This window comes from Ancylobacter defluvii (genome assembly GCF_018390605.1).
GTDB classification, from domain to species: domain Bacteria; phylum Pseudomonadota; class Alphaproteobacteria; order Rhizobiales; family Xanthobacteraceae; genus Ancylobacter; species Ancylobacter defluvii.
In genome coordinates, this window is sequence record NZ_JAHBGD010000028.1 from 225,153 (window position 1) to 251,007 (window position 25,855).

The window sequence follows — 25,855 nt, forward strand, 5'->3', positions numbered from 1 at the left end:
TTCGAGAGGGCGGGTGCACCGGGCGCGGCGCGTCCCGCAGGTCCAGCCGGCCGCCGGTGAACGAACCTCTCCGGCCTGGTGGCCGGAGAGGTGTAGCGTCAGTTGGCGGCCTTCAGCCCGGCCTTGATCCAGTCGGCGGAGGAAACGCCCTCCGGCGGGTTCACGCGCTCGGGAGCGTAGCGAACCACGTCGACGAAGCCGATATTGCCGTCGGCGTCCTTCTTCACGCGGCCATAGACCATTTCCTGCACCGCCTGATGGCCCTTGCCGAGGCTCATCTCGACCTTACCCGAGGGGCCCTCGAAGCTGAGGCCGGTCAGCGCCTTGGCAACGTCTTCCTTGGTCGGCACCTTGGCGGCATCGCCGCCCTGGGCCTTCTCATAGGCGAGCTTGGCAGCCATCAGCGACTGGACCATGTGGTAGGACGGATAGCTCGGCCATTCCTTGGTCTTGTCGTTGTAGGCCTTGCGGAACCAGGTGTTGTAGGTGTTCTCCGGCGCGAAGATTCCGTTCGGGCCGCGAGCGCCGATGATGGTGCCATCGGGAATCTGCTTGGCTTGACGGTGGAGCGCGGTTTCGCCCGAGGTGAGCACGACGACCGAGTTCTTGAACAGCCCGCGCGGGGCACCCTGCAGGATCAGGCCCTCGAGATCGCCGCCCCAGAAGCTGGAATGCACGACATCCGGCTTGGAGCCGAGGATCGCCGAGATCTCGGCATTGTACTGGCCCGCGCCGAGCTTCGGCATCTGCGAGGTGGTGAGCTTGGCATCCGGCTTTGCGGACTTCAGGGTACCCTCGAAGTCCGCCCAGGCGTCCTGGCCCCACGCATAGTTCTGGTTGATGCCGGCGTAGCTCTTGAACTCCGGCAGCTTCTCCGAGACGTAAAGCGCGGCGCCGACATTATCCATGGTGGCGGTGGCTACCGGGCGGAAGACGTACTGGTAGTCCGCCGCCTCGAAGATGCGCGGGGTGCCGCAGTCGAAGAACAGCGTGAGCGTCTTCATCTCCTCGGCGACCGGCGCCACGGCGAGGCAGTCGCCCGACGAGGTGTAGCCGACGACCATGTCAACGCCCTGCTGCTCCACCAGATTGCGGAACTCCGACACCTGCTTGGTGGTGCCGCCAGCCTCGTCGATCACCACGAGCTCGATCGGACGGCCGCCAAAGCCCTTTTTGTCGTAGGGGGCGGGGAGCTCCCCGGCATTGGCGGCGGCGGCGAATATCTCGGCGGCGTTCTTGGCCGGGATGCCGAACGGGCCGGCGGCCGCGCCCGACAGGAAGGTCGGGACACCGATCTTGAACGGCTTGTCCGCCTGGGCATGCGCCGCGAGAGGCGCAGCGGCAACGAGTGCGGTACAGGCAAGCGACGTCATCAGTCGGGCGAAATTCATACTTTCCTCCTGCGGATCCGATCCGTGTGCGCGTCCCGGTGCAATTGTCGGGTTTCTCGTTCTTGAGTGTTCAATATGTTGAACGTTGTTCCGTATTGTGTATAAAAATTTCTCAAAAGGCAACCGCCAGACCCTCCTCATAAGGGAGTAGAAAGGCGAGGAGGGAACCCGATGAGTGCTGACGAACACCATGCAACCAAGGACGTGCCGGCGGTCAGCCGCGCCGTCGCCATTCTCGACCTTGCCGCGCGGAGCGACGAGCCGCTCACGCTCGCCGATGTCGCGCGCGCGCTCGGCCTTCCAAAGAGTTCGGCGCATGGCCTGTGCGCGACCCTGGCCAATCTCGGGCTGTTGCGCCGGCGGGGCGGCGCCTTCGTGCTGGGCGGCCATGTCATGCGATGGGCCAACGCATTCGCCGCCCGCTCCGACGTCGCGGAGGAATTCTCCCGGCTATGGGACGAGACGCCGGCGCTTCGCGTCGAGACTTTGACCCTGACGATTCTCGACGGGGCCGATGTGGTCTACATCGCCTCGCGCCATGGCGAGGACCCGCTCGGCATCACCTTCCGCATCGGTATGCGGCTGCCCGCCGCCTTCACGGCGACCGGCAAGGCCATGCTGAGCACCATGGAGATCAATGAGGTGCGCGGCCTCTATCGGCGCGGCCTGCCTGCGCCGATGACGGAGCGAACGGTCCGCACCCTCGATGTCTTGGAGGAAGAACTCGACGAAGTGCGCCGGCGGGGCTTCTCCATCGACGATCACCAGGTCCGCGACGGCATGGTGTGCGTTGGCGCGCCGGTCTTTGACTTCTCCGGCGAACGCGCCATCGGCGGCTTTGCGATCTCGATTCTCGATCCGAATGTGGAGACCGATCGGATCGCGACATTGGGTGCCGACGTCATTCGCTATGCCCGCCTCCTGTCGCAGCGCCTGGGTTCCTGAGGGCGTCTGGGCGAGGGGATCGTGATCCGCTCGGCGTGTCGGCCAAGTGGCGCCCGGCCGGGCGGTGAAGCTACGCCGCCCCTCCTCGAACGCGAGGATCGGCGCGGCGATTTCCGGCCGGCGATCGGTCGCTGGTCTGCCGGCCATCGCAGCTGCTGCTGTTGAAGCCATTCTTCTAAGTGCCGGCCAAGGTTTGTGGCGGGCTCAGGCCTGCGTCGCGCGCCAGATGCAGTCGCCTACGTCATCGACCACCAGCAGCCCGCCTCGCTGATCGACGAGCACGCCGACCGGCCGGCCGAGCGCCTTGCCGTCCACCCGGAAGCCGCCGAGGATCTCCTCCGGCGGCCCGGCGGGAACGCCGTTGGAGAAGGGAATGAAGATCACCCGGTAGCCGGAGGGCGGGTTGCGGTTCCATGAACCGTGCTGCCCGATGAACACCCCGCCCTTGAACCGCGCGCCGAAGCGTTCGTCATCGACGAAGGTCAGGCCGAGCGAGGCGGTGTGGGAGCCGAGCGCGTAATCCGGTTTCCGCGAGGCGGCCACCAGATCCGGCCGCTGCGGCTTCACCCGTTCGTCAACGATCTTGTCCCAGTAGCAATAGGGCCAGCCATAGAAGGCGCCGTCCTTCACCGACGTCATGTAGTCCGGCACCAGGTCGTCGCCGATCTCGTCGCGTTCGTTGACGCTGGTCCAGAGCTCGCCGGTCGTCGGGTTCCAGTCCATGCCGACCGGGTTGCGCAGCCCGCCGGCGAAGACCCGTACTGACCCGGTCGCGATGTCGACCTCAAGGATGGCGGCGCGGTTCTCCTCCTCCTGCATGCCGAATTCGGCGACGTTGGAGTTGGAGCCGACGCCGACATAGAGCTTGGTGCCGGCCTTGTTGGCGACGAGGCTCTTGGTCCAGTGATGGTTGCGGCCGGCCGGCAGGTCGCACAGCTTCACCGGCGTGGCATCGATGCGGGTCGCGCCCGGCTGGTAGGGAAAGCGCACGATCGCATCGGCATTGGCGACATAGAGCTGGTCGCCGACCAGGGCCATGCCGAAGGGCGAGAACAGGTTCTCGATGAAAGGAAGCTTGATCTCGGCAATGCCGTCGCCATCAGCGTCGCGCAGCAGCGTGATGCGGTTGGCGCTCTTGACCCCCGATCCCGCCCTCACCATCACGAAACCCATGACCCACCAGCGCAGGCTGAAGATGCCACCCGGCGTGGGAGGAGAGGCCGTCTCGGCGACGAGGATGTCGCCGTTCGGCAGCTCATAGACCCAGCGCGGATGGTCGAGCTGCTCGGCGAAGGCATCGACCTTCAAGCCCGTTGCCGGCTTAGGTTTCTGGCCCTTGGCCCAGCCGACCGCTGGCGCGATCTTCATGATGGGAATGAGGGTGGGCTTCGGCTTGGGCAGGCTCGGCAGGTCGCCATAGCCGGCGTCCTCGGCCAGGGCGGGGGCTTTGCGCAGGTCGGCGAGCAAGTGCGCCACGCCGGTGATGCACGCGCCGATAAGGCCGCCGATCTTCGCGTAGTTGGCCATGGTGGCTCCGGATTCGGGACTGTCCCATCTGATCCCGGAAAGCCATCGGCGCGCAATGCCCGTCGAACGGAAGCGATGGTATCATCGGCACCGATTGCGCCGTCCTGCCTGCCACTTGCCGGGATGTGGCTACGCTGGGGCTCCCCCAAAAGTCGGGATCGGCGACATCCCGATATTCTTCTTTCCGGCAACTGGCTGTGCAACACATTGTGGATGGGCCGTCGCGAGAGGCACGGGCGTCGATCCCGTTCGGAACGCGGTCTTGCTCCGCGAAACGAGCGTCCATGGCGACATTCACCGGCCATGTTCTGGCAATCGGCCATGTTCTGGATTGGAAGATGATGAAAGCGTCGAGGAACTGGGTCCTGGTCGTCATCGGCGCGTTGTTGATCGCGGGGGCCTATTATGGCTGGCGGTACTACGCCGGAGATGGTTTGCCGGCCGGCATCGCCAGCGGCAATGGCCGAATCGAGGCTACCGAAATCGACGTCTCGACCAAGGCGGCTGGTCGCATCAAGGAGATCCTCGTCAACGAGGGCGATTTCGTCACCGCCGGCCAGATTCTGGCTCGCATGGACACCGCCCAGTTGCAGGCGCAGCGCCGGCAGGCCGAGGCGCAGCTCAAGCGGGCCTTGATCGGCGTCGACACCGCCAAAAGCCTCGTCGAGCAGCGCGAGGCGGAGCATACCGCCGCCGCCGCGGTCATCACGCAGCGTGAGGCCGAGCTGGATGCGGCGGAGAAGCGGCTGGCGCGCTCCTCGCAACTGGTGCTGACGAATTCGGTGTCGCAGCAGACGCTCGACGACGACCGTGCCAGCGAACAGAGCGCGAAGGCGGCGGTCGCGGCCGCGAAGGCCCAGCTTGCCGCGGCGGAGGCGGCGATCGGCTCCGCGAGGGCGACGGTGGTCGATGCCGAGGCGGCGGTGGATGCGGCCCGCGCCGCGATCGAGAGCATCGAAGCCGACATCGACGACAGCACGCTGACGTCCCCTCGCGACGGGCGCGTCCAATACCGCGTTGCCCAGCCGGGAGAAGTCCTGTCGGCCGGTGGACGCGTGCTGAATCTGGTCGATCTCGAGGATGTCTACATGACCTTCTTCCTGCCGACCGCCCAAGCCGGACGGGTGGCGATCGGCGCGGAGGTGCGGCTGGTGCTGGATGCTGCGCCGCAATATGTGATTCCCGCCAAGGTGAGTTTCGTTGCCGACGTCGCCCAGTTCACCCCGAAGACCGTCGAGACCGAGGAGGAGCGTCAGAAGCTGATGTTCCGCGTCAAGGCGAAGATCCCGCAGGAACTGCTGCGCAAATACATCCAGTATGTGAAGACCGGGCTGCCGGGCATGGCCTATGTCCGCCTCGACGCCGGCGCCGCATGGCCGGCCAGCCTGACCGGGAACCTGGTGCAATGAACCGGCCCGCCGTGCCGTCCGGGGCGATTCCGGTGCCGCCGGTGGTGCGCCTCGACCGGGTCGGTCTTTCCTATGGCACGACGCGCGCCCTCGACGAGGTGACGCTCGATATTCCCTCCGGCTTGATGGTCGGGCTGATCGGACCGGACGGGGTCGGCAAATCGAGCCTGTTGTCGCTGATCGCCGGCGCCCATGTGGTGCAGGGCGGCCATGTCGAGGTGCTGGGCGGCGACATCGCCGACCGGGAACATCGGCGCCTGACCTGCCCGCGCATCGCCTATATGCCGCAGGGCTTGGGCAAGAATCTCTATCCGACGCTGTCGGTGTTCGAGAATGTCGATTTCTTCGGCCGGCTGTTCGGCCAGGATCGGGAGGAGCGGCACCGCCGGATCGCCGACCTGCTCAAGGCGACCGGCCTCGATCCGTTTCCGGACCGTCCCGCCGGAAAGCTCTCCGGCGGCATGAAGCAGAAGCTCGGCCTGTGTTGCGCCCTGATCCACGATCCAGATCTGCTCATCCTCGACGAGCCGACCACCGGCGTCGATCCGCTGTCGCGCCGGCAGTTTTGGCAGTTGATAGACACCATTCGGCTCGACCGGCCGGGCATGAGCGTGATGGTGGCGACGGCGTATATGGAGGAGGCGCAGGGTTTCGACTGGCTGGTTGCCATGGATGGCGGGCGTATTCTTGCCACCGGAACGCCGGGCGAACTGATGGAGCGCACCGATACGCTCAATCTCGACGCCGCCTTTATCGCATTATTGCCGGAGGAGAGGCGACGCGGTCACCGGGAGGTGGTCATTCCGCCGCGGGTCGATGGTCCCATGGCGGACGTCGCCATCGAGGCCGAGCATCTCACCATGCGCTTCGGCGACTTCGTCGCCGTCGACAATGTCAGCTTCCGCATTCCGCGCGGAGAGATCTTCGGCTTCCTCGGCTCCAATGGCTGCGGCAAGACCACGACGATGAAGATGCTGACCGGGCTTTTGCCGGCGAGCGAGGGCACGGCGCGGCTTTTCGGCCGCGAGGTGGATCCGAACGATATCGAGGTGCGCCGCCGCGTCGGCTATATGAGCCAGGCCTTCTCGCTCTATACCGAGCTGACGGTGCGGCAGAACCTCGACCTGCATGCGCGATTGTTCCGGCTGACACCGCGGGCCATTCCGGCGCGGATCGCGGAGATGGCGGCGAGGTTCGGTCTCGAAGACATCATGGAGACCCTGCCGGACGCGCTGCCGCTCGGTATCCGCCAGCGCCTGTCGCTCGCTGTGGCGATGATCCATGCGCCGGACATACTGATTCTCGACGAGCCCACCTCGGGCGTCGATCCGGTGGCGCGTGACGCCTTCTGGCAGATCCTTTCCGACCTGTCGCGCAAGGACAGCGTCACCATCTTCGTCTCCACCCATTTTATGAACGAAGCCGAACTCTGCGACCGCATCTCGCTCATGCATGCGGGCCGGGTGCTGGTGAGTGATACGCCGGCGGCCATCGTCGAGAAGCGCGCGGCACATTCGCTTGAGGAGGCGTTCATCGCCTATCTCGAAGAGGCGATCAGCGAACGGGCGGCAGGTGGTTCCCCGGTCGCCGCTCCCGCCACCGTGTCGCCCGCCACCGTGTCGGGTGGGGCTTTCGCTGTCACGCCGGTGCCGGCCGCCGGGCCGGCGGTGGCGGCGACGCACCAAGCCGCCCCCCGCCGTTTCGATCCGCGCCGCATGTTTGCCTATACACGGCGTGAGGCGCTCGAACTGCGTCGCGATCCCATCCGCGCCACGCTCGCGCTGCTCGGCACCGTGATCCTGATGTTCGTCGTCGGCTACGGCATCAACATGGATGTCGACAACCTGTCTTTCGCGGTGCTCGATCGCGACGACACCGCCCTGAGCCACGACTATGTGCAGCAGATCGCCGGATCCCGCTATTTCATCGAAAAGCCGCCGATCACCGACTATGCCGATATGGACCGGCGGATGCGCGAAGGTGAAATCAGCCTCGCCATCGAGATCCCTTCCGGTTTCGGCCGCGACGTCGCGCGCGGCAACAAGACCGTGGAGATCGGGGCCTGGATAGACGGGGCGATGCCCTCCCGCGCCGAAACCGTGCGAGGCTACGTTCAGGGCATGCATGCCGCCTGGCTTACCCAGAAGGCGCGCGAACTCTACGGCAACGCCGCCACCGTCGGCGATTTCCAGATCGCCCTGCGCTACCGCTACAATCCCGGCGTCCAGAGCCTGGTGGCCATCGTGCCGGCGATGTTGCCGCTTCTGCTGATGATGATTCCCGCCATGCTCGCCGTGCTCAGCGTGGTGCGGGAAAAGGAGCTCGGCTCGATCACCAATTTCTACGTGACGCCGGTCACCCGCTTCGAGTTCCTGGTCGGCAAGCAACTGCCCTATGTCGCCCTCGCCATGCTGAATTTCGCGATGCTGGTGGCTTTCGCGGTCTTCATCTTCCGGGTGCCGCTGACCGGCAGCCTTCCCGCGCTGAGCGTGGCGGCCCTGCTCTATGTCTTTGCCGCCACGGCTCTCGGATTGCTGCTGTCGACCTTCATGAGCAGCCAGATCGCCGCGATCTTCGGCACGGCGCTGCTCACCCTCATCCCCGCCGTCAATTATTCCGGCATGATCGATCCGGTCTCTTCGCTGCAGGGGGCGGGCGCCTTCGTCGGCCAGATCTACCCGGCGACCTATTTCATGACGATTTCGCGCGGGACCTTCTCAAAAGGGCTCGGTTTCGCCGAGCTCGCCGACGCCTTCATTCCCTTGCTGATCGCAGGCCCGGTTCTGCTCGGCCTCGGCATCGCGCTTCTCAAGAAGCAGGCGAACTGACGATGCGCGCCGCCAACATCTTCCAGCTCGGGATCAAGGAATTGCGCGGGCTGGCGCGCGATCCGATGCTGCTGGTGCTGATCGTCTATTCCTTCACGGTCTCGATCTACACCGCATCGAGCGCCATGCCGGAAACGTTGAACCGGGCGGCGATCGCGATCGTCGACGAGGATCAATCCCCGGTCTCCTCACGCCTCATCGCCGCATTCTATCCGCCCTATTTCGCCGTTCCCAAGCTTATCTCGCAATATGAGATGGACCGGCGCATGGATGCCGGGCTCGATACCTTCGCGCTCGATATTCCGCCGAATTTCCAGCGCGATCTCCTCGCCGGCCGCTCGCCGACCATCCAGCTCAACGTCGATGCGACGCGGATGTCACAGGCGTTTTCCGGTGGCGGCTACATCCAGACCATCGTCTCCGACGAGGTCGGCGAGTTCCTGAACCGCTATCGCGGCGGTGTCACGGTGCCGGTCGATCTCGCTCTGCGCGCCCGCTTCAACCAGCAGCTCAGCAAGGGCTGGTTCGGCGCCATCACCAATGTCATTTCCTCGATCACCATGCTGTCGATCATCCTGACCGGGGCGGCGCTGATCCGCGAGCGCGAGCATGGCACCATCGAGCATCTGCTCGTCATGCCGGTCACCCCGACCGAGATCATGTTGAGCAAGATCTGGTCGATGGGGCTGGTCGTGCTGGTGGCATCGAGCGCGTCGCTGGTCTTCATCGTCCAATGGGCGCTCGACGTGCCGCTCAACGGTTCGCTGTCGCTGTTTCTCGTCGGCACCGCCCTGCATCTGTTCGCCACGACGTCGATGGGCATCTTTCTCGCCACCATGGCCGGCACCATGCCGCAGTTCGGGCTGCTGCTGATGCTGGTGCTGCTGCCGCTGCAGGTGCTGTCCGGTGGCTCGACGCCACGCGAGAGCATGCCGCAGATCATTCAGGACATCATGCTGGCGGCGCCGAACACGCATTTCGTGATGCTGGCGCAGTCCATCCTGTTCCGAGGCGCGGGGCTTGAGGTGGTGTGGCCGCAATTCCTGGCGCTCATCGTCATCGGCGTAGCGCTGTTCCTGCTCGCCTTGCGGCGGTTCAGGCAATTCCTGAGATAGCCGTCCTCCGACGGCGGTGGCGCAGGCCATCGCCCGCTGTATCTGGGTTCGCGGGATACCGGCGCGAATCCGTCCATGCGTGGAACCGAACCGCCTCCCACGCGTTCTGCGCATGTCACTTCGTCGGGCCCCGCCCCGGACGGCGCTTGTCTGCGCCTGATGCGCCGCGGGTCCGCATGATCCGGGGAGGCGCGCATGGGCGATCTGGGCGGTCAATCAGTGGTTCCCTCGACCTTTCTCGCAAGGGCGGCCAGGGCCGAGCCGCTGCTCGCGCGCGAGCAGGAATTCGAACTCGCTCGCCGCTGGAGCGAACAGCGCGACGAGCGGGCGCTGCATCGCCTCGTCCAGGCGCATATGCGCCTCGCCATCTCGATTGCCCGCCGCTTCCGCCATTACGGCCTGCCCATGGCCGATCTTGTCCAGGAAGGCCATATCGGCCTGATGGAGGCGGCCGCCCGCTTCGAAGTGGCGCGCGATGTGCGGTTCTCGACCTATGCCACCTGGTGGATTCGTGCCGCCATCCAGGATTACGTGCTGCGCAACTGGTCGATCGTGCGCGGCGGCACTTCCTCGGGGCAAAAGGCGCTGTTCTTCAATCTTCGCCGGGTGCGGGCGCGACTGGAAAAGGCCGAGGAGTTCGCCCACGCGACCCGCGATGAGATGTATGATGCGGTGGCCGATGCGCTCGGCGTGCCCGCCGTCGAGGTGGCGCGCATGGATGCCCGGCTGACCGCGCCCGACCTGTCGCTGAACGCCCCGCTTTCCGCCGGCGCGGAAGAGGGCGCCGCGCGGCTCGACCAGCTGATGGCGGACGACCCGCTGCCCGACGAGCAGGTCGCCGAGAGCATCGACGGCGAGCGTCAGCGGCGCTGGCTCTCGCTGGCGCTGCGTTCGCTCTCCGACCGCGAGATGCGCATCATCCGCGCACGGCGTCTTGCCGAGGAAAGCGAGACGCTGGAGACGCTGGGCGCGCGGCTCGGCATCTCGAAGGAGCGTGTGCGGCAGATCGAGAACCGGGCCATCGAGAAGCTGCGCGCCACGCTGGTCAGCGGTGCGGGAATGCCGGCGGGGGCATTTGCCTAGCTTATCGCATCGCCGATGGCCGCTTCGGACAAGGGAGCGCTATTCCGCGACGACCTTCACCAGCTCGCCATATTTCAGCTTCGCGCCCTTTTCCAGCCCGTTGAGGATGAGGAAGCGCTCCAGCGGCCGGTCCGGCACGTCCATCTTCGCGGCCAGCGTATCGGGCGTGTCGGTCAGGCCGACCTTCACGGTGCGGATGCGCAGCGGCCTTACCCGCTCCGCCTCCTCGATGGAGACACGGCGGAAGGTTTCCGCCGCCTCGCGGAACTGGCGGTCGAGATCCGGCGTCAGGTCCCGCGCCGCGAAGATCAGCCGGTAGACGTCGCTGCCGAAGCGGATGGCGAACATGCGGAACGACCATTGCTCGCCCCGCGCCACCGCCGTGGCCGCCGGGAAGCCGTTCAGCACCAGGCTTTCCACCGAGGAGATCTCGACCCCCTCGATCCAGCCGGAGGACAAATACTGTGCCAGCGACTGGTCGCCGGTGACGCGCACCGCGTCGAGCCGGAGCGCCTCGGCGCCGGAGGCGTCGGCCCCGAGCACCGCCTGCGAGGTGTTCTCCAGCGCGAAGCCTTCCGGCGCGGTGAAGGTGAAGCCGAGTTTCGGATGGAAGAAGCGACGCCCGCGGATGAAGCCTTCCTTGGGGTCGTCGCCATAGACCAGCCCGTCAATGGCGGTGAGATATTGTTTGGCGTCGCGCTCGCCCGGCTTGTTCGGCGAGGCATATTCGCGGGCATTCGCCATGACGATGGAAATGCGCTCGGGCGTCGCCGGATGGGTGGCGAGGAAGTCGGCGGCGTCGGTCGAGGCGGTGCGGCTCATCGGACTCGACGCACGGAGCGCCTGCTGGCGGCCCATCGTGGTGAGGAAGCGCTCGGCGCCATAGGGGTCGAAACCGGCGCGGGCGCTGATGCCCACCCCGATGGCGTCGGCCTCGAGTTCCTGCGCCCGCGAGAAGCTCGCCAGCGACATGCGGCTCTTGGCAAGCGCCAGCGCCCCGAGATCAGGGTCGTTCACCACATCGGAAATGACGCGGCTGACCAGCACCGCCTGCTTCACCTGGTCCTCACGGATGGCGGCATGGTTGGCGATGACATGCGCCATCTCATGCGCCAGCACCGAGGCGAGCTCGGCATCGTCGTCGGCCAGCGCCAGCAGGCCGCGGGTGACGTAGATCGAGCCGTTCGGCAGGGCGAAGGCGTTGATCGCCGGCGAATTGAGGATGGTGACGCGGTATTTCTGATCCGGCCGCTCGGACGCGGCGACGAGGCGCGTCACCGTCTCTTGGATCATGCCTTGCAGCTTGGGGTCGTTATAGGCGCCGCCATAGGAGGAGACGAGCCGGTCATGCTCCTTGCGCTGGGTCGGAGTCAGCGTGTCCTCGAAGGAGGGGGGCGCCGGCGCCGCGGCGGTGGACGGCGTCTCCTGCAGATTGGAACAGCCGGAGAGGACGAGGCCGGCAGCGAACAGGAGGGCAAGCGCCAGCGCGCGCCGCGCCGGGAAAGCGACGCACGGCCCCTGATCCTGTCCCATCCAGCGCGCCGTTTCGTTCACCGGCCCGTCATCCCCGTCACGGCTTCGCAGCCTCCGCAACCACTTCCATCTGTTCGGCCCAGCGCAGATCGATGAGCGGTCCGTCGACGAGATCGACGTCACCGCGCAGCATCACTTCGCGTCCGGCGAGCGACGCCACGTCAAGGCCGTGAGCCTGGAGCGCGGCGCGTCCGGATTCGTCCACCCTCACCGTAGTGTCCTGCCGCCAGACTGGGCCGAAATTGAGATAATCAAGTCGGCGGGTGCTGCCAACTGTCAGCACCCGGCCGGTAACGACGGAAAAGTGACCGGCCGCGCTGGCGAGAGCCTCTGGCGGCGCGGCCTTCAGCGGCAGGCGCGCCCACACGCCGAGACCGGCGGTGCGGGCCGGCTGTTCGGCGGCAATGAGCGCCGGCATGCAGCCAATATAGCCGGCCTCCGGCCGCGCGACGGCAAGGCCCTCCTCCAATGCGGCCTGCTGGAGAAGCTTGCCGTCCGGCAGGCGGGCGAGGGCGGCGAGGCGGCCATAGCGATCCGGCGTCGAATCGGCGATGGCGAGGGTGAGCGTCCGCCCGGCAACGAGCCGATCCAGCGCCGCCCGGCGGGCTGGATCTGGGGAGGCGGTGATGTCCGCCAGCGCGGCGAGGCGTATCGTGCGACCATCGGCGAGCGCGATGTCGCCATGCGCATCCAGGCCGCGTGCCACGACGCTGGTGTCGAAGGCCGTGGGACAATCGGCGGCACCGGCGGCAGCGGGAAACAGGGCGGCAAGCGACGCCAGGACGTGGCACAGCCGGGCAAGGCAAGCCGAGCCGCCGCCGGAACGACGGAAACGCCTCATCATCGGCCGTTGGCTGAAAGCGCCATCGGTCGGCATGTTCGGCTCGTTCGGCGACATAGGGCGTCCCGGCCACCATGAGTACCCGCGAAGAGCATAGCGGAAACGCGCCCGATCGCCCAGAAGAGTCGTGCGTCAGCTTCCCCGATAGGTTGAATAACTCCAGGGGGTGGCGACGAGCGGAACGTGGTAGTGGCCCTCGGGTTCGGCGATCGAAAAGCGCACCGGCACCTCGTCAAGAAAGGGGCGCTCGGGCAAGGGCAGGTCGCGGGCGGCAAAATACGGCCCGAGATGGAAGACCAGCTCATAGGTGCCGATGCGCAGCGGCGCGTCCGCGAGCAGCGGGGCACCGGTTCGCCCATCCGCATTGGTCATCCGCACGGCGAGCCTGGCGCGGCCGGAGGCGCCGACCTCATAGAGCTCGACCTTGACCCCCGCGGCCGGCCCGCCCTTGTGGGTATCGAGCACATGGGTGGACAGGCGCCCGGTGGTGGGCGGCGCGCCCGGCCCCTCGACACGTTCGACGAGCCGCAGACGGGTGATGAAGCCGATCTCGGCGAGCGCCGCGGCCACCTCCTCGTCCGGCGAGTTGGCGAGCCGGGTCTTGAAGGCGTCGAGCACGGCGTCGCGGGTCTGTCGGCGCACGCAGATGACGAAGGGAAAGCCGAACCGGGCGCGATAGGCGTCGTTGAGCGCTTCGAAGCGGGTGAACTCGGCATCCGAAAGCCGGTCGAGCCCGAGCCCGGCCTGTTCGAAAACCGATTCGGCGGCGATGGAGCCGGCGCGTGCGGCCTTGCCGGCGAGATCGGGATGGGCGGCGATGAAGGCGATGCGCTCGCCCGGCGGGCGGGCCTCGACAGCGGCCATCAATCCCTCGTGCAGGGCGGCGAGGGTCGGGTAGGGGCGATGGGCGGCGGCGGCTTCCGCGACCCAGGGCGAATGCTCGAAGATGCCATCGAGCGCGGCGACGAAGCCGGGTACGTCCGTGGCGTTGAGGGCGGCGAGCGTGATGGCGGCCATGGCGGTCCTCAGGCGTGTGTCGGGTAGCGGAAGCGCTCGCCGGTGCGGTCGCGATCATAGACCGGCGCGCCGGCGACATAGGTGGCGCGCACCGCGCGGTCGTCGCCGAGCGTCATCAGCACGAAGACCAGTTCCTCGATGCTGTTGCAATAATCGGTGCGGAAGCCGAGCAAGGGCGTCGCCTTCGGGTCCAGTACCACGATGTCCGCCTCATATCCGGGGGCGAGGCGGCCGAGCCGGTCGTCGAGATGCAGCGCCCGGGCGCCGCCGAGCGTCGCGAGATAGAGGCCCTGCACGGCATTGAGCTTGTGGCCCGTCAGCGCCGCCACCTTGTAGGCCTCGTTGAGCGACTGCAACTGCGACAGCGACGTGCCGCCGCCGACATCGGTGCCGAGCCCGACCCGGACCGGGCGTCGCGGGTCGACGGCCTCGAACAGCCGGAACAGGCCGGAGCCGAGGAACAGGTTGGAGGTCGGGCAATGGGCGAGGCCGGCGCCCGCCTGGTGGCAGGTGCAGAAATCGCCCTCATGCACGTGCACGGCGTGGCCGAACATCGAGCGCGGGCCGACGAGGCCGGCCGCCGCATAGACGTCGAGATAGGAGGCGCGCGCGGGGAACAGCTCGCGTACCCATTCCACCTCACCGGGGTTCTCGCAGAGATGTGTCTGCAAAAACAATCCGTTAGCTTCATGGAGCAGGGCGCCGGCGGCGTCGAGCTGCGCCTCGGTCGAGGTCGGGGCGAAGCGGGGGGTGACGCAATAGAGCTGGCGGCCGCGCCGGTGCCAGCGGGCGATCAGCGCGGCGCTTTCCTCGAAGCCGCGCTGGGCGGTGTCGAGCAGCGGCGCCGGGGCGTTGCGGTCCATCAGCACCTTGCCGGCGATCATGCGGGTGTTGAAGCGTTCGGATTCGGCGAAGAAGGCATCCACCGAATGGGGGTGCACCGTGCAGTAGACCATAGCGGTAGTGGTTCCGGCGCGCAGAAGCTCGCGCAGGAACAGGCCGGCGACCCGCTCGGCATGGGCGGCGTCGGCGAAGCTCATCTCGGCCGGGAAGGTGTAGGCGTCGAGCCATTCGAGCAGCTGCGTGCCATAGGCGCCGATCATCTGCAGCTGCGGGTAATGCACATGCGCGTCGATGAAGCCGGGGACGATGAGGCCGGTGCGGTGATCGATGAGATCGATTTCCGGTGAAAGTCCCGGCGCCAGATCGGCATAGGGGCCGATGGCGGCGATGACGCCGTCCTCGATCACAATCAGCGCGTCCTCGATATGGTCGAGGCAGTCGCCGGCCGGCAGGGCGAAGGGATCGGCCTTCAGGCTGAGCGCGGGACCGCGAAGCGCGATGCGCGCGGGTGGGGTGCGCGCGGGTGGGGTACGCTCGGGTGTCATGCGTCCTCCGCCGGCGCGAAATGACCAGGGATCAGCGCGTAGAGCTCGTCCGCCTTGAACGGCGTGGCGCGCAGCCGCACGCCGGTGGCATCGAAGATCGCGTTGGCGAGCGCCGGCGCCACCGGATTGTACGGGCTCTCGCTCATCGACTTGGCGCCGAGCGGGCCGAGGGTGTCATGGGTATCGGCAAAGAACACCTCGGTGCGCGGCACATCGGCGAAGGTCGGGATGTGATAGCTGCGAAAGGTCGGATTGGCGACGGCGCCGGCGGCGTCGACCAGCAGGTCTTCGTAGAGCGCGGCGCCGATCGCCTGGGCGACGCCGCCCTCCACCTGGCCGCGGCACTGCATCGGGTTGATGACCACGCCGGCATCGGCGGCGTGCAGCGAGCGCAGCAGGCGGATCTCGCCGGAACGGCGATGCACGCCGACCTCGAAGGCCTGGACATTGAAAGCGATCGAGCGCGGCGAGCCGTCGGCGCGGCCTTCCGCCTCCAGCGGGGCGAGGTCGGCGAGCGGGATGTGCGCCGCGCCGGCAACGACATGCCCACCCTCGATGCGGCAGAGATCGGTGACGACGCCAGCGCGGGCGGCGGCCATGGCGAGGATGCGCCCGAGCAGTTCCTGCGCGGCGCGGCGGGTGGCCTCGCCGGCCACCACCGTGCCGGTCGAGCCATAGGCGCCGGTGTCATGCGGCACATGGTCGGTGTCGGACTGGCGGATGCGGATATCGGCGCTCGCGATCCCCAACACCGTGGCGGCGATCTGCGCGTGCACGGTGGTGGTGCCGTTGCCGAATTCGGCGGTGCCGACCTTCAGCTCGAAACCGCCGTCCGGCATCAGGGCGAGGCGGCTCATGCCGACATGGCCGCGCGGCGGGACGGTGTCGATCATCGACGCCGCCATGCCGCGCCCGACCAGCCAGTCCGGCCCCGGATCGGGCTTCGGCGCCGCCCGGAGCGCCGCCTCGACCAGATCGAGACACTGGTCGAGGCCGTAGGAGCCGAACTCGACGTCGTGCGGATGGTCGTCATAGGCGACCAGCGCGTCGCCGGGCACGACGACATTCCGGCGCCGCAGCGCGAACGGGTCGATGCCGAGCGCGTGCGCCAGTTCGTCCATCGCCGATTCCACCGCGAAGATGGTCTGGCTGAGGCCATAGCCGCGAAAGGCGCCGCTCGGCGGGGTGTTGGTGTAGACGGCATAGCCATCCACCTGCTTATTGGCGCAGCGATAGAGGGTGAGGCACTCATTGGCGCCGTGGAACAGCACGCCGGCGGCGTGATTGCCATAGGCGCCGGTGTTGGAGACAATGGTGAGGGCGAGGGCGGTGAGGGTGCCGTCCGCCCTGGCGCCGATCCGCACATCGATGTTCATCGGGTGGCGGCAGGTGGAGGCGGCGAACTGCTCGGCGCGGGTATATTCCAGCTTCACCGGCCGGCCGGTCTTCAGTACCGCCAGCGCCACGATGTCCTCGACCAGCATTTCCTGCTTGCCGCCGAAGCCGCCGCCGACCCGCCCGGTGATGACGCGCACCTTTTCACGCGGCAGGCCGTAGAGGCTGGCGAGGGCGTCGCGGGTGAGGAATGGCGTCTGCGAGGAGGTGCGCAGCACGAGGCGCCCCTCGCCGTCGCGCCAGCCGATGGCGCCGTGGGTTTCCAGATGCGCGTGCTGGACGCGCTGGGTGCGGTAGGTGGCCGCGAAGACGTGGTCGGCCTGCGCCAGCCCCTCCGCGATGGAGCCGATCTCGCCATGAAGCTCGGCGACGATGTTGCGCGCGGGATCGGCGATGCGGGAGCAGGCCGGCTTGTCGTGCAGCACCGGCGCGCCCGGCGCCATCGCCTCGAGGGGATCGAACACCGCCGGAAGAAGCTCATAGGTGACGTCGATCAGGGCGCAGGCGGCCTCGGCCACCGCCTCGCTCTCGGCGACCACGGCGGCGACGCGCTGGCCGACATGGCGGATCACCGGATCGAGCACCCGTGTATCGTCGACATCGTCGGTGGCGTGGTGGTGGCGGGCGGTGGAGAACAACGCCTCGGGCGCGTCGGCATGGGTGAGCACCGCCACCACGCCGGGCAGCGCGAGCGCCGCCGCCGCGTCGATCGCCACGATCCGCGCATGGGCGTGCGGTGCCCGCAGGATCTTCATGTGCGTGAGGCCGGCGAGCGCGCCCTCCGGCGCCACGTCCATGGTGTAGCCGGCGCGGCCGGTGACGATGGCCGGGCCGGCGGGGGCCGGCAGGCTGCGGCCGCAGGCGGCGCCGGGGGCATCGGCCTCGACATGGGCGACGCCATCGATCGCGTCGGCAATGGCGCGGTAGCCGGTGCAGCGGCACAGATTGCCCTTGAGCGCGTTCGGCAGGTCGCGGCGCTGCGCCTGGTCGAGGGCGGCGGCGGTCATCACCATGCCGGCGGTGCAGAAGCCGCATTGATAGCCCTGGGCGTCGAGGAAGGCCTGCTGCATGGGATGCAGGCCGCCCTCCGGCGCCAGGCCCTCGATGGTGGTGACGCTGGCGCCCTCGGCCCGGAAGGCGGGATAGAGGCAGGAATGCACCGGCCGCCCGTCGACATGCACGGTGCAGGCGCCGCAATCCCCCGCATCGCAGCCCTTCTTGACGCCGAACCAGCCGAGCTGGCGCAGCAGCGTCCGCAGGCACTGGCCGGGGCGGGGGTCGATGGCGACGGCGGCGCCGTTGACGACGAGATTCATGCCGCTTCTCCCAGAAGCTCGGCACGGATTTCCTCGGCGAACAGCTGGGTCATGTGCCGCCGCCAGTCGGGGCGGCCGTGAACGTCGTCATAATACAGCGCCGGCGGGAGTTCGGCGGCGAGCCGCGCGGCGAGGGCGGCGCGGTCGAGCGGCGCCGGAAAATCCAGCCGCTGCGGCCGTCGCGTCGCCGCCGTCACCGTCAGCCGGAGGCTGCCGTCGCGGTCCAGCGTGCCGATGACGAGCACGCCCGAGCGCCCGAGCGGGGTCAGCGACGCCCGGCGGAAGGCAAAGCGGCGGGCCAGCGCGGCGGCCGGCAGCTCGATGCGGCGCAGCAATTCGCCGGGCGCCAGCGCGTTCTCGCGCGGGCCGCGCACGAAATCGAGGACGGGCAGGCGGCGCTCGCCACCGTCGCCGGCCCACAGGACGCAGCTGGCATCGAGCGCGGCGGCGAGCGAGATCATCGGCCCGGCCGGCAGGCCGAGGCAGATGTTGCCGCCGACCGTCGCCATGTTCCACACCTTGAACGAGGCGAGGAAGGCGCGGCAGCACTCGCCGATCAGCGCCGCTGCCGTCCAGCCGGCGGGCGCCTCGAAGGCATGGAGCTCGGCGATCGTGCAGGTGGCGGCGATGTCGAGCCCGGCGTCGCCGGCCGATAGCGGCGCCCAGCGCAGCTTCGACAGATCGATGAGCCGGCGCAACTCCGGCTGCGGCTCCGAGAACAGGAAGGTGCCGCCGCCAAGAAAGGCGTCGCCCGGCCGGGCGGCGGCGATCTCGTCGCGTGCGCGGGGGCGCAGCACCTCGGTGACGGTATTGATGTCCATGGGCCTCCGCCGCTCAGCTGCGGGCGATGGTGCACTCGATCTGGCCGTGCGGCTCGTCGGTGGGGGTGAACACCTGCCCGTCGAAGGCGCGGCCGAAGGGCGACAGATCGATGGGCAGATAGTGCTTGTTGGGGCAGGCGAAGCTGATCTCGGCGATCTCCGGCACCGCCGCCAGCACCGCCTCGCCCATGAGATAGAGCGTGTTCTGCACGCCGGGGCTGTAGGTGGTGGCGAACACCTTCAGCGCTTCGGCCAGCACGGCGGCATTGGCCTCGGGATAGGAGGCGGGCGGCTGCGACCAGCGCCAGCTGGCTTCCATCGCGGTGGCGAACAGGCGGTCCGCCGTCGGCTTCAGCGTGGTGGCCTCGTCGAACCAATAGTCCTCCCAGCCCGATTCGGTGGTCTTGAGGAAGGTGAAGCCGGAAATCCCGGAGACGATCGTGGTGCCGGCGCGCGACGCTGAAACCTTGACCACGGGATGGCCATTGCCATCGAGCACATAGGCATGGTCGTGCGGGGCGCCGTCGACGGCGATGCGCACCCATCTGGTCTCGCTGGCGGTGATCTCAACCGCGTCGACATGCTCGTAGCGGTCGAGGAAATATCGGGCGAGCACCTCACAATAGGCCTCGTTGTCGAGGCCGACATGGTCGCGGGCGACGATGTTGACGATGTTCTTGATCGAATCGGTGGCGACGACCTTGCGGTTGTCGCCCGCGGTATAGGCGGCGTCGAAGGCGCCGGTGAGCATGCACTGGACCGTCAGCTCGCGGACCTGGTGGCGGGGGCTGTCGCGGTCGACGCGCATGATGCGCACCCGGCCCTTGCCATAGCTGTTGCGGATCAATGGCATGTCGGTCTCCCCTTCTGCAGCCCTCCGGCGAGGCGAAGCAATGCGCATGCCGTTACCGGACCCGTTGTTCCGTCGCGACGGACTGGGACGCAGAGTTCGCTATTGCGGGCGCGGCGGCAATGCGCCCGCGCAAAATACCGCCGGGCGCGGTTAAGCGCCGCATGGGGAGACTCCGCTCCGCACCGGGGCGCGGAGCGGCCGGGCGTCAGGGCGCCTTCAGCGGATAGACGGTGCCGGTGAGCCGGTGGAACACGGCGGCGATCACCACCAGGCTGACCGAGCCGATCAGCACCGGCATCGCCAGGAAGCCCCAGTTGGGGTCGGCGGCGAAGACCAGCAGCGGGTCGGCCCCCGCCGGCGGGTGGGTGACGCGCAGCAGCGCCATCAGCGTGATGGCGAGGCCGACGGCGAGCGCCGCCGCCCACCACGCGCCCGGCAGCAGCATGTGCAGGCCGAGGGCGATGGCGCTCGACACGACATGGCCGCCGACCACGTTCATCGGTTGCGACAGCGGACTGCCCGGCAGCGAGAACAGCAGCACGCAGCTGGCGCCGAACGGCGCGATGAGCAGCGGCACGCCGGCATGCAGGCTGAACGCGCCGGTGACGCCGATGGCGGCGAGGCCGCCGAGGCCGGCGAGCAAGGCGATGTGCGGCCGGTGCGGCGGCTGATGGCGGACGAAGAAATGACGCATGATGTCTTGCCCCGACGGGGCTCCTGCCCTGTAGGCGGCCCGGCGCTCGGAGCCGGCGGGCCGCCCGGAATGGTCGTGCGTGCGATCTCGGGGGATCGGCGGTGGCGGCGCAACCTATTCTGCGGAGGAGGTGCCGTCCCGCTTGTTTCTGCTTCGATCGGTAACGTTGTGCGCCCATTACCGTCAAGTCCGCGGCAAATGACAGGCGTAGCCGAGAACGGGTGGTACACATCAGAAGAAAGATGCAGAGGGGGAGTATTCGCTCTTCGCAGAAGCCCCGTCCCTCCACGGAGAAACTTGCCATGACCGCCGAATCCCAGGTCTCCGCCGCCCCGTCGATCCGCGCGCCGTTCCGTCTCGATGGAAGGGTGGCGCTGGTCACCGGCTCCGCCCGCGGGCTCGGCTTCGAGATGGCGAAGGCGCTGGCGCAGGCGGGGGCGAGGGTGACGATCAACGGGCGCGACCATGGGCGGCTCGCCGCCGCGGCGCAGGCGCTCGCCGCCGCGACCGGCTGCGAGGTGGAAACCGCGGCCTTCGACGTTGCCGATCTCGCGGCGGCGTCGGCCGCGCTCGCGGCGCTGCATGCGCGACATGGCCGGCTCGACATTCTCGTCAATAATGTCGGTGCCCGCGACCGGCGCGCCCTGGAGAATTTCACCGCGGAGGAAGCGGAGCGGCTGCTGGCCACCGACCTTCTGGCGCCGATGCTGCTGGCGCGCCAGGCGGCCGGCTACATGGCGGCGCAAGGGCACGGCCGGCTGATCGCCGTCACCTCGATCGCCGGGCAGGTCGCCAATCGCAACGACCCGGTCTACACCGCCGCCAAGGCCGGATTGACCGGGCTGATGCGGGCGCTCGCGGTGGACTACGCCCGCGACGGGGTGACCAGCAACGCCATCGCCCCCGGCATGTTCGCCACCGAGACCAATCAGGGTCTGGTGCACGATGCCGCCTTCTCCGCCTTCGTCGATGTGCGGGTGCCGATGGGGCGCTGGGGGCGACCGCATGAGATCGGCGCCGCGGCGGTGTTCCTCGCCTCCGACGAGGCGTCCTTTGTCAACGGCCATGTCCTGACCGTCGATGGCGGCCAGACGGTGCGCATGTAGCTTGCCCGCCGGCACTCTCGACGCCGCGCCTGCGCCGCTGCATACAGCGGCGAGGACGACAGGGAGCAGCCGACATGTCTGGATTCAGTGACCAGCTTCGCGAGGACAACAACGCCAACTGGAGGGCATCGACCCATCACCGTTTCGTCGACGAGATCTTTTGCGGCGCGGTGGCGGAAGATGTCATGCGCCGCTATCTCATCCAGGATTATCAGTTCGTCGACCGTTTCGTGGCGCTGATCGGCGCCGCGATTACCACGGCCGACCGCTTTGAATCGCGGGTACGCTTCTCGCAATTCGCCGCCATGATCACCAGCGACGAGAATACCTATTTTCTGCGCGCCTTCGACACGCTCGGCGTGCCGGAAGACCAGCGGCTGGCACCGGCATTGACCGCGCCGACCCGCGCCTTTCAGGATCTGATGGAGGAGGCGGCGGGCGAGCGCAGCTATGCGTGCTGTCTCGCCGTGCTGTGCGTGGCGGAGTGGCTGTATCTCGACTGGGCCGACCGGCCCGGTGCGGCGCTGCCGGACGATTTCGTGCATGCCGAGTGGATCACCCTGCACAACAATGATGGTTTTCGTGCATTCGTGACCTGGCTGCGCGGGGAGCTCGATCGTGCCGGCGCCGCGGCGGACGAACAAAATCGGGCGCGTGCTGCCGATCTGTTCCGTCGTGCTGTTGCCTGCGAGCGAGATTTCTTCGATCACGTCTACGCTAGCGGTATGTGAGCGGACGCAACCAATAAAATCACCTGTCCGCACGGCGTGATTGATCGCGAATGCCGGATTTTCGCCAGAATTGCCGAAACTATTCCGGAGGGTCGGAAAGTGAGGCGCCACAATAGTTCGACGGCTGCACTACATCCGCCAGCACCGGAATGCGCCGCGCGTTGCTGCAATCGCAGGCAGTCCTTCCGGGCGGGTGTATCAACTGATGCGGGTGACGTTAGGCAAGGCCGATGCCGGGCGGCGTGGAGGCTTTATTTCCGTATCGGGAAGGTTTTTCACAACTTTGCTTGTTGACCTTTCTAAGGGAGGTGTTACACCGAATCAAAACTTGTATGGAGAAGATAGATGTCTGGAACAGAAGATTCGTCGGTGGATTATCTCGGTCTTACGGCGGATGTGGTTGCCGCTTTCGTCGGCAACAATTCCGTGCCGGCGTCTGAGTTGCCTGATCTGATTTCCAAGGTGCACACGGCACTGCTTCGCCTGAACACGCCCGCCCCGGTGGTGGTGGAAGAAGTGCTGAAGCCTGCCATCCCGGTGAAGAAGTCGGTGACGCCGGAGTTCATCGTGTGCTTGGAAGACGGGCTGAAGTTCAAGTCGCTCAAGCGTCATCTGCGCACGAAGTACAATATGACGCCGGAAGAGTACCGCGCTAAGTGGGGCCTGCCGAACGACTATCCGATGGTTGCACCGAGCTATGCCGAGGCACGCTCCAACCTCGCCAAGAAGATGGGCCTCGGCCAGCAGCGCAAGAAGCCGGCGCCGGTCGCTCCCGCCAAGCCCCGCGGCCGCAGCCGCAAGGCAGCGGCCTGAACGCCAGACGTTACGCGCCATGGCCATCGGGTCGTGGCGTGAGGATGTCGCCGACGAAATCAACGACCGGGCCCGAGGCCCGGTCGTTTTCGTTTCCGCCGTCCATTCCTCTGCCGTCGCTTCCGGGCATCGGGCGCTCACCGGTCCGGGCGTTCAGGCTCCGGCCGTAGGTACTCCTGGCGCATATGCTCGGGCTTCACATGCTCGGGCCGGAAACCGAGGCCGATCAGCCGGCCGGCGAGATGCGCGAGCACCGGCCAGCGGGCAATGGCCTTCAGGAAGCCGGGCGGCCCGCTGCGGCTGGCGCTGCGCGGCTTGCTGGGATTGCGGCGCATCATCAGCTGGAGCTTCTGCGTCGCCCAGGTGGGAAAGCGCCGCCGCGCTTCCACCGCCGCGAGATCGGCATCGGCGAGCCGGCCGGCCTTCAGTGGCGCGATGAGGCGGTTGGCGGCGGCCACCGCGTCCTGGATGGCAAGGTTCACGCCGACCCCGCCGATCGGCGACATCGCATGCGCGGCATCGCCGATGCAGATCAGCCCCGGCCGCCACCAGCGCGTCAGCCGGTCGATGCGCACGCTGAGCAGGTGGATGTCGTCCCAGGACGCGATCTCGCCGGCCCGCTCCGCCGGCAGCGGCGAGACGGCGGCGACGGCGGCGCGGAAGGCATCGAGCCCCTGGGCCTGCACATCGGCATAGCTGCCCTTTCGCACCACATAGCCGCATTGCCAGTAATCGCCGCGGTCGATGAGCACGAAGCCCTGCCGCGGCCCGGCATGGGCCATGGTCGGGCTCGGGTCGCCCGGCCGGTGCGACAGCTTGAACCACAAGACATCGCTCGGGCTGCCGAACTGCGTTACTTCCAGCCCCGCCAGCGCGCGCACCCGCGAGCCGCGTCCATCGGCGCCGACGGTGAGAGCGGCCCGGATCGGGGTCTCGCCCTCCGGGGTACGGATGACGAGCCCGCAGATGTGACCGGCTTCCTCGATCAGTCCGGTCACTTCGGCGTTCATGATCAGGCGGAAGCCGGGGAAGCGGGCGGCCTCGCGGGCGAGAAAGCCCAGGAAATCCCATTGCGGCATGAAGGCGATGAAGCGGGCCCGCACCGGCAGCCGCGAGAAATCGGCAAGGGTGACGTCCGTCCCGCCGATCTCGGCATGCAAGGTCGGTGCGCGGGTGTGCGGCAGCTTAAGCAGCGCCTCGGCGAGGCCGAGCTCGTGCATCACCTCCAGCGTCGAGGGATGGATGGTGTCGCCGCGAAAGTCGCGCAGGAAGTCGGCGTGCTTCTCGACCAGGGTGACCCTGAGCCCGGCGCGCGCCAGCAGCAGCGCCAGCATGAGGCCGGCCGGGCCGGCGCCGGCGATGACGCAATCGAGGTTTGGTACCCCGTCGAGGTCTTGCACGTCGTCAAGGTCTTGAACGCCGTCGAGATCTTGGACGCCGTCGAGATCATGGTCGTTTCGATGAGGGGCAGGCACGATGGCAGCTTTCTCGCGATCGGACAGTGTCGCCCGAAGATATAAGCTTGGCAGAGTAAGCATAAACCTCGGCTCGTGCATTGGCAGCCGCCGCGCTCATGTCTACACATATGGGCGAGTGGGTCGCGTCGGCGGGGCGCGGCGAAGGGAGTGGCTGCCGGAGTGACCGTTTCCGCCAAAACCGTGCCGCCGGCCGAGCCGACCACGCTGCACCAGCGCATCCGTGCCGATCTCGAGGGCAAGATCCTCTCCGGCGAGTGGAAGCCGGGCCACCGCATTCCGTTCGAGCACGAGTTGATGGCGCAATATGGCTGCGCCCGCATGACGGTGAACAAGGTGATCGCCGGGCTGGTGGCGGCCGGGCTCATCGAGCGCCGGCGGCGGGCCGGCTCCTTCGTCATCCAGCCGCGCATCCAGTCGGCGGTGCTGGAGATCCCCGACCTCGCCAACGAGATCGCCGCGCGCGGCGAGACCTATGGCTACCGGCTGCTGTCGCGCCGGCTGCGGGTGGCGGGAGGCGCCGACCCGGCCGAGAGCGGCATGGCGGCCGGCGAGGGGGTGGTGGAGCTGCGCTGCCTGCACCTCTCCAATGGACGGCCCTTCGCGGTGGAGGACCGGCTGATCGCGCTCGCCGTGGTGCCGGAGGCGGCGTCGGTGGATTTCTCGCAGACGGCGCCGGGATCCTGGCTGCTGGGCCATGTGCCGTGGACGGCGGCCGAGCACCGCATCTCCGCATTGGCGGCGGGGGCCCGCGAGGCGCGCGACCTCGACGTGAGCAAAGGCGCGCCGTGCCTGTGCCTGGAGCGGCGCACCTTCCGCGCCGAGCAGACCATCACCTATGCGCGCCAGCTGTTCCGGGGCGATGCCTATAATCTCGTCGCCCACTTCTCGCCGAAGGGGTGAGGCGGCGTCAGCCGCCGGCGCCGGTCGTTTCGGCGCGGTGGGAGGCCAGCCGCATCGGCAGGAAGCGGAAGCCCTATCGGCCGGACGCGGCACCGTCGGTGCGGAACAGCTCGATCAGATAGAATTCCGAAGCACCCGACGGCGTCAGTTGCGCCGGGGTATCGATGAGGACGGCATCGTCGATGCCGAGCTCGGTGTGCTCGCCGTTGCAGGCGATGCCGAGCCCGGCGCTGCGCGACACGATGAGTGTCACCTCGGCTGAAGGGGCCACCTCATAAGGGCCAGCCGTCACGATGCGGCCGAGCCGATGCCGGAAGGCGTCGCGCCGGCTCATGACGTTGAGGTCGCGCACCCGGCCGCCGATCAGCCGGCACTGGGCGGGCGTGTCGGCGGGAAAGGCCAGCGGGGCGCTGGCGCGGGTCAGGCGCGCGCCGGGGCGGCCTTCGATGTCGAGCAGGATGCCGTCGCCCCCGATGATGGCGAGCGAGCGGTCGATGCCGTCAAAAGTGGAGAACGGACCGTCCTCCACCACGTCGGCCATGCTGATGCGCCAGTCGAAGGCGTCGAGACCGGCGCCGGGTGGGGAGATGGCGAGCTCGGTGGTCGCGCCGCCGCCATTCTTCCACGGCATCAACCGGTGGTCGGCGGCGCGCAGCAGACGCATGCCCCGC

Annotated in this window: 21 protein-coding genes; 9 read left to right on the plus strand and 12 right to left on the minus strand. The window is 67.9% G+C overall.

Features of this window, described 5'->3' with window-relative positions:
- Positions 1–98: 98 nt before the first annotated feature.
- Positions 99–1,391 carry an ABC transporter substrate-binding protein gene (locus tag KHC24_RS24460; RefSeq protein ID WP_246547645.1) on the minus strand — a complete coding sequence of 431 codons (1,293 nt, stop codon included), beginning with the start codon at positions 1,389–1,391 and terminating at the stop codon, positions 99–101.
- A gap of 171 nt (positions 1,392–1,562) precedes the next feature.
- On the opposite strand from KHC24_RS24460, the gene KHC24_RS24465 reads away from it, so the two are divergent.
- Positions 1,563–2,336, plus strand: coding sequence for an IclR family transcriptional regulator (locus KHC24_RS24465; RefSeq protein ID WP_213366970.1), 774 nt, complete (start codon positions 1,563–1,565; stop codon positions 2,334–2,336).
- A 204-nt stretch (positions 2,337–2,540) separates the two neighbouring features.
- Here KHC24_RS24465 and KHC24_RS24470 read toward each other — a convergent pair whose 3' ends face one another.
- Positions 2,541–3,863, minus strand: coding sequence for a PQQ-dependent sugar dehydrogenase (locus KHC24_RS24470; RefSeq protein ID WP_213366972.1), 1,323 nt, complete (start codon positions 3,861–3,863; stop codon positions 2,541–2,543).
- Positions 3,864–4,204: 341 nt separating this feature from the next.
- Here KHC24_RS24470 and KHC24_RS24475 point away from each other — a divergent pair, with 341 nt between their 5' ends.
- The 4 genes from KHC24_RS24475 (at position 4,205) to KHC24_RS24490 (ending at position 10,298) form a co-directional block, all read left to right on the plus strand.
- Positions 4,205–5,272 (plus strand): HlyD family secretion protein, encoded by a 1,068-nt coding sequence (locus KHC24_RS24475; RefSeq protein ID WP_213367125.1) that lies wholly within the window; start codon positions 4,205–4,207, stop codon positions 5,270–5,272.
- On the plus strand, positions 5,269–8,100 hold the full coding sequence (gene rbbA / locus KHC24_RS24480; protein WP_213366974.1) for a ribosome-associated ATPase/putative transporter RbbA: 2,832 nt from the start codon (positions 5,269–5,271) through the stop codon (positions 8,098–8,100). The genes KHC24_RS24475 and rbbA overlap by 4 nt, the downstream gene beginning before the upstream one ends.
- Positions 8,101–8,102: 2 nt before the next feature.
- A complete protein-coding gene (locus KHC24_RS24485; RefSeq protein WP_213366976.1) occupies positions 8,103–9,215 on the plus strand; it encodes an ABC transporter permease in 1,113 nt (370 codons plus the stop codon).
- A 195-nt stretch (positions 9,216–9,410) separates the two neighbouring features.
- Positions 9,411–10,298 (plus strand): RNA polymerase factor sigma-32, encoded by an 888-nt coding sequence (locus tag KHC24_RS24490; protein WP_213366978.1) that lies wholly within the window; start codon positions 9,411–9,413, stop codon positions 10,296–10,298.
- Between the two features lie 39 nt (positions 10,299–10,337).
- Here the strand turns inward: KHC24_RS24490 and KHC24_RS24495 are convergent, their stop codons facing one another.
- The 8 genes from KHC24_RS24495 to KHC24_RS24530 form a co-directional block, all read right to left on the minus strand.
- Positions 10,338–11,831, minus strand: a complete 1,494-nt coding sequence (locus KHC24_RS24495) for a M48 family metalloprotease (protein ID WP_213367127.1) — start codon at positions 11,829–11,831, stop codon at positions 10,338–10,340.
- 37 nt (positions 11,832–11,868) lie between these two features.
- Entirely contained in the window at positions 11,869–12,708 is an 840-nt protein-coding gene (locus tag KHC24_RS24500; RefSeq protein ID WP_213366980.1) for a thermonuclease family protein, read from the minus strand.
- A gap of 96 nt (positions 12,709–12,804) precedes the next feature.
- Positions 12,805–13,689 carry a 2-oxo-4-hydroxy-4-carboxy-5-ureidoimidazoline decarboxylase gene (gene uraD / locus KHC24_RS24505; protein WP_213366982.1) on the minus strand — a complete coding sequence of 295 codons (885 nt, stop codon included), beginning with the start codon at positions 13,687–13,689 and terminating at the stop codon, positions 12,805–12,807.
- 8 nt (positions 13,690–13,697) lie between these two features.
- A complete protein-coding gene (gene guaD, locus KHC24_RS24510) occupies positions 13,698–15,077 on the minus strand; it encodes a guanine deaminase (RefSeq protein WP_213366984.1) in 1,380 nt (459 codons plus the stop codon).
- Positions 15,074–17,788, minus strand: coding sequence for a molybdopterin-dependent oxidoreductase (locus KHC24_RS24515; protein WP_213366986.1), 2,715 nt, complete (start codon positions 17,786–17,788; stop codon positions 15,074–15,076). The genes guaD and KHC24_RS24515 overlap by 4 nt, the downstream gene beginning before the upstream one ends.
- Positions 17,785–18,609 (minus strand): FAD binding domain-containing protein, encoded by an 825-nt coding sequence (locus KHC24_RS24520; protein WP_213366988.1) that lies wholly within the window; start codon positions 18,607–18,609, stop codon positions 17,785–17,787. Before KHC24_RS24520 ends, KHC24_RS24515 begins: the two co-directional genes overlap by 4 nt.
- 13 nt (positions 18,610–18,622) lie before the next feature.
- Positions 18,623–19,462 (minus strand): factor-independent urate hydroxylase, encoded by an 840-nt coding sequence (pucL, locus tag KHC24_RS24525; RefSeq protein WP_213366990.1) that lies wholly within the window; start codon positions 19,460–19,462, stop codon positions 18,623–18,625.
- A gap of 205 nt (positions 19,463–19,667) precedes the next feature.
- Positions 19,668–20,156: an HPP family protein gene (locus KHC24_RS24530; RefSeq protein WP_213366992.1), complete on the minus strand. Its 489-nt coding sequence runs from the start codon at positions 20,154–20,156 to the stop codon at positions 19,668–19,670.
- Positions 20,157–20,458: 302 nt separating this feature from the next.
- On the opposite strand from KHC24_RS24530, the gene KHC24_RS24535 reads away from it, so the two are divergent.
- The 3 genes from KHC24_RS24535 (at position 20,459) to KHC24_RS24545 (ending at position 22,806) form a co-directional block, all read left to right on the plus strand.
- Positions 20,459–21,262, plus strand: a complete 804-nt coding sequence (locus KHC24_RS24535; protein ID WP_213366994.1) for an SDR family oxidoreductase — start codon at positions 20,459–20,461, stop codon at positions 21,260–21,262.
- A 74-nt stretch (positions 21,263–21,336) separates the two neighbouring features.
- Positions 21,337–21,993, plus strand: coding sequence for a TenA family protein (locus KHC24_RS24540; protein WP_213366997.1), 657 nt, complete (start codon positions 21,337–21,339; stop codon positions 21,991–21,993).
- Between the two features lie 345 nt (positions 21,994–22,338).
- Positions 22,339–22,806, plus strand: a complete 468-nt coding sequence (locus KHC24_RS24545; RefSeq protein WP_213366999.1) for a Ros/MucR family transcriptional regulator — start codon at positions 22,339–22,341, stop codon at positions 22,804–22,806.
- A 137-nt stretch (positions 22,807–22,943) separates the two neighbouring features.
- Here KHC24_RS24545 and KHC24_RS24550 read toward each other — a convergent pair whose 3' ends face one another.
- Positions 22,944–24,206: an FAD-dependent oxidoreductase gene (locus KHC24_RS24550; protein WP_271180544.1), complete on the minus strand. Its 1,263-nt coding sequence runs from the start codon at positions 24,204–24,206 to the stop codon at positions 22,944–22,946.
- A 237-nt stretch (positions 24,207–24,443) separates the two neighbouring features.
- On the opposite strand from KHC24_RS24550, the gene hutC reads away from it, so the two are divergent.
- The gene (hutC, locus tag KHC24_RS24555) at positions 24,444–25,184 is read left to right on the plus strand and encodes a histidine utilization repressor (protein WP_213367002.1); all 741 of its coding nucleotides are present in this window, start codon (positions 24,444–24,446) and stop codon (positions 25,182–25,184) included.
- 73 nt (positions 25,185–25,257) lie between these two features.
- Here the strand turns inward: hutC and KHC24_RS24560 are convergent, their stop codons facing one another.
- Positions 25,258–25,848: a HutD/Ves family protein gene (locus tag KHC24_RS24560; protein WP_213367004.1), complete on the minus strand. Its 591-nt coding sequence runs from the start codon at positions 25,846–25,848 to the stop codon at positions 25,258–25,260.
- Positions 25,849–25,855: the final 7 nt, after the last annotated feature.

Coding starts and splice junctions, on each gene's coding strand:
- KHC24_RS24460 (WP_246547645.1), bottom strand. CDS start 1,391: ATGAATTTCGCCCGACTGATGACGTCGCTTGCCTGTACCGCACTCGTT.
- KHC24_RS24465 (WP_213366970.1), top strand. CDS start 1,563: ATGAGTGCTGACGAACACCATGCAACCAAGGACGTGCCGGCGGTCAGC.
- KHC24_RS24470 (WP_213366972.1), bottom strand. CDS start 3,863: ATGGCCAACTACGCGAAGATCGGCGGCCTTATCGGCGCGTGCATCACC.
- KHC24_RS24475 (WP_213367125.1), top strand. CDS start 4,205: ATGAAAGCGTCGAGGAACTGGGTCCTGGTCGTCATCGGCGCGTTGTTG.
- rbbA (WP_213366974.1), top strand. CDS start 5,269: ATGAACCGGCCCGCCGTGCCGTCCGGGGCGATTCCGGTGCCGCCGGTG.
- KHC24_RS24485 (WP_213366976.1), top strand. CDS start 8,103: ATGCGCGCCGCCAACATCTTCCAGCTCGGGATCAAGGAATTGCGCGGG.
- KHC24_RS24490 (WP_213366978.1), top strand. CDS start 9,411: ATGGGCGATCTGGGCGGTCAATCAGTGGTTCCCTCGACCTTTCTCGCA.
- KHC24_RS24495 (WP_213367127.1), bottom strand. CDS start 11,831: ATGGGACAGGATCAGGGGCCGTGCGTCGCTTTCCCGGCGCGGCGCGCG.
- KHC24_RS24500 (WP_213366980.1), bottom strand. CDS start 12,708: ATGCCGACCGATGGCGCTTTCAGCCAACGGCCGATGATGAGGCGTTTC.
- uraD (WP_213366982.1), bottom strand. CDS start 13,689: ATGGCCGCCATCACGCTCGCCGCCCTCAACGCCACGGACGTACCCGGC.
- guaD (WP_213366984.1), bottom strand. CDS start 15,077: ATGACACCCGAGCGTACCCCACCCGCGCGCACCCCACCCGCGCGCATC.
- KHC24_RS24515 (WP_213366986.1), bottom strand. CDS start 17,788: ATGAATCTCGTCGTCAACGGCGCCGCCGTCGCCATCGACCCCCGCCCC.
- KHC24_RS24520 (WP_213366988.1), bottom strand. CDS start 18,609: ATGGACATCAATACCGTCACCGAGGTGCTGCGCCCCCGCGCACGCGAC.
- pucL (WP_213366990.1), bottom strand. CDS start 19,462: ATGCCATTGATCCGCAACAGCTATGGCAAGGGCCGGGTGCGCATCATG.
- KHC24_RS24530 (WP_213366992.1), bottom strand. CDS start 20,156: ATGCGTCATTTCTTCGTCCGCCATCAGCCGCCGCACCGGCCGCACATC.
- KHC24_RS24535 (WP_213366994.1), top strand. CDS start 20,459: ATGACCGCCGAATCCCAGGTCTCCGCCGCCCCGTCGATCCGCGCGCCG.
- KHC24_RS24540 (WP_213366997.1), top strand. CDS start 21,337: ATGTCTGGATTCAGTGACCAGCTTCGCGAGGACAACAACGCCAACTGG.
- KHC24_RS24545 (WP_213366999.1), top strand. CDS start 22,339: ATGTCTGGAACAGAAGATTCGTCGGTGGATTATCTCGGTCTTACGGCG.
- KHC24_RS24560 (WP_213367004.1), bottom strand. CDS start 25,848: ATGCGTCTGCTGCGCGCCGCCGACCACCGGTTGATGCCGTGGAAGAAT.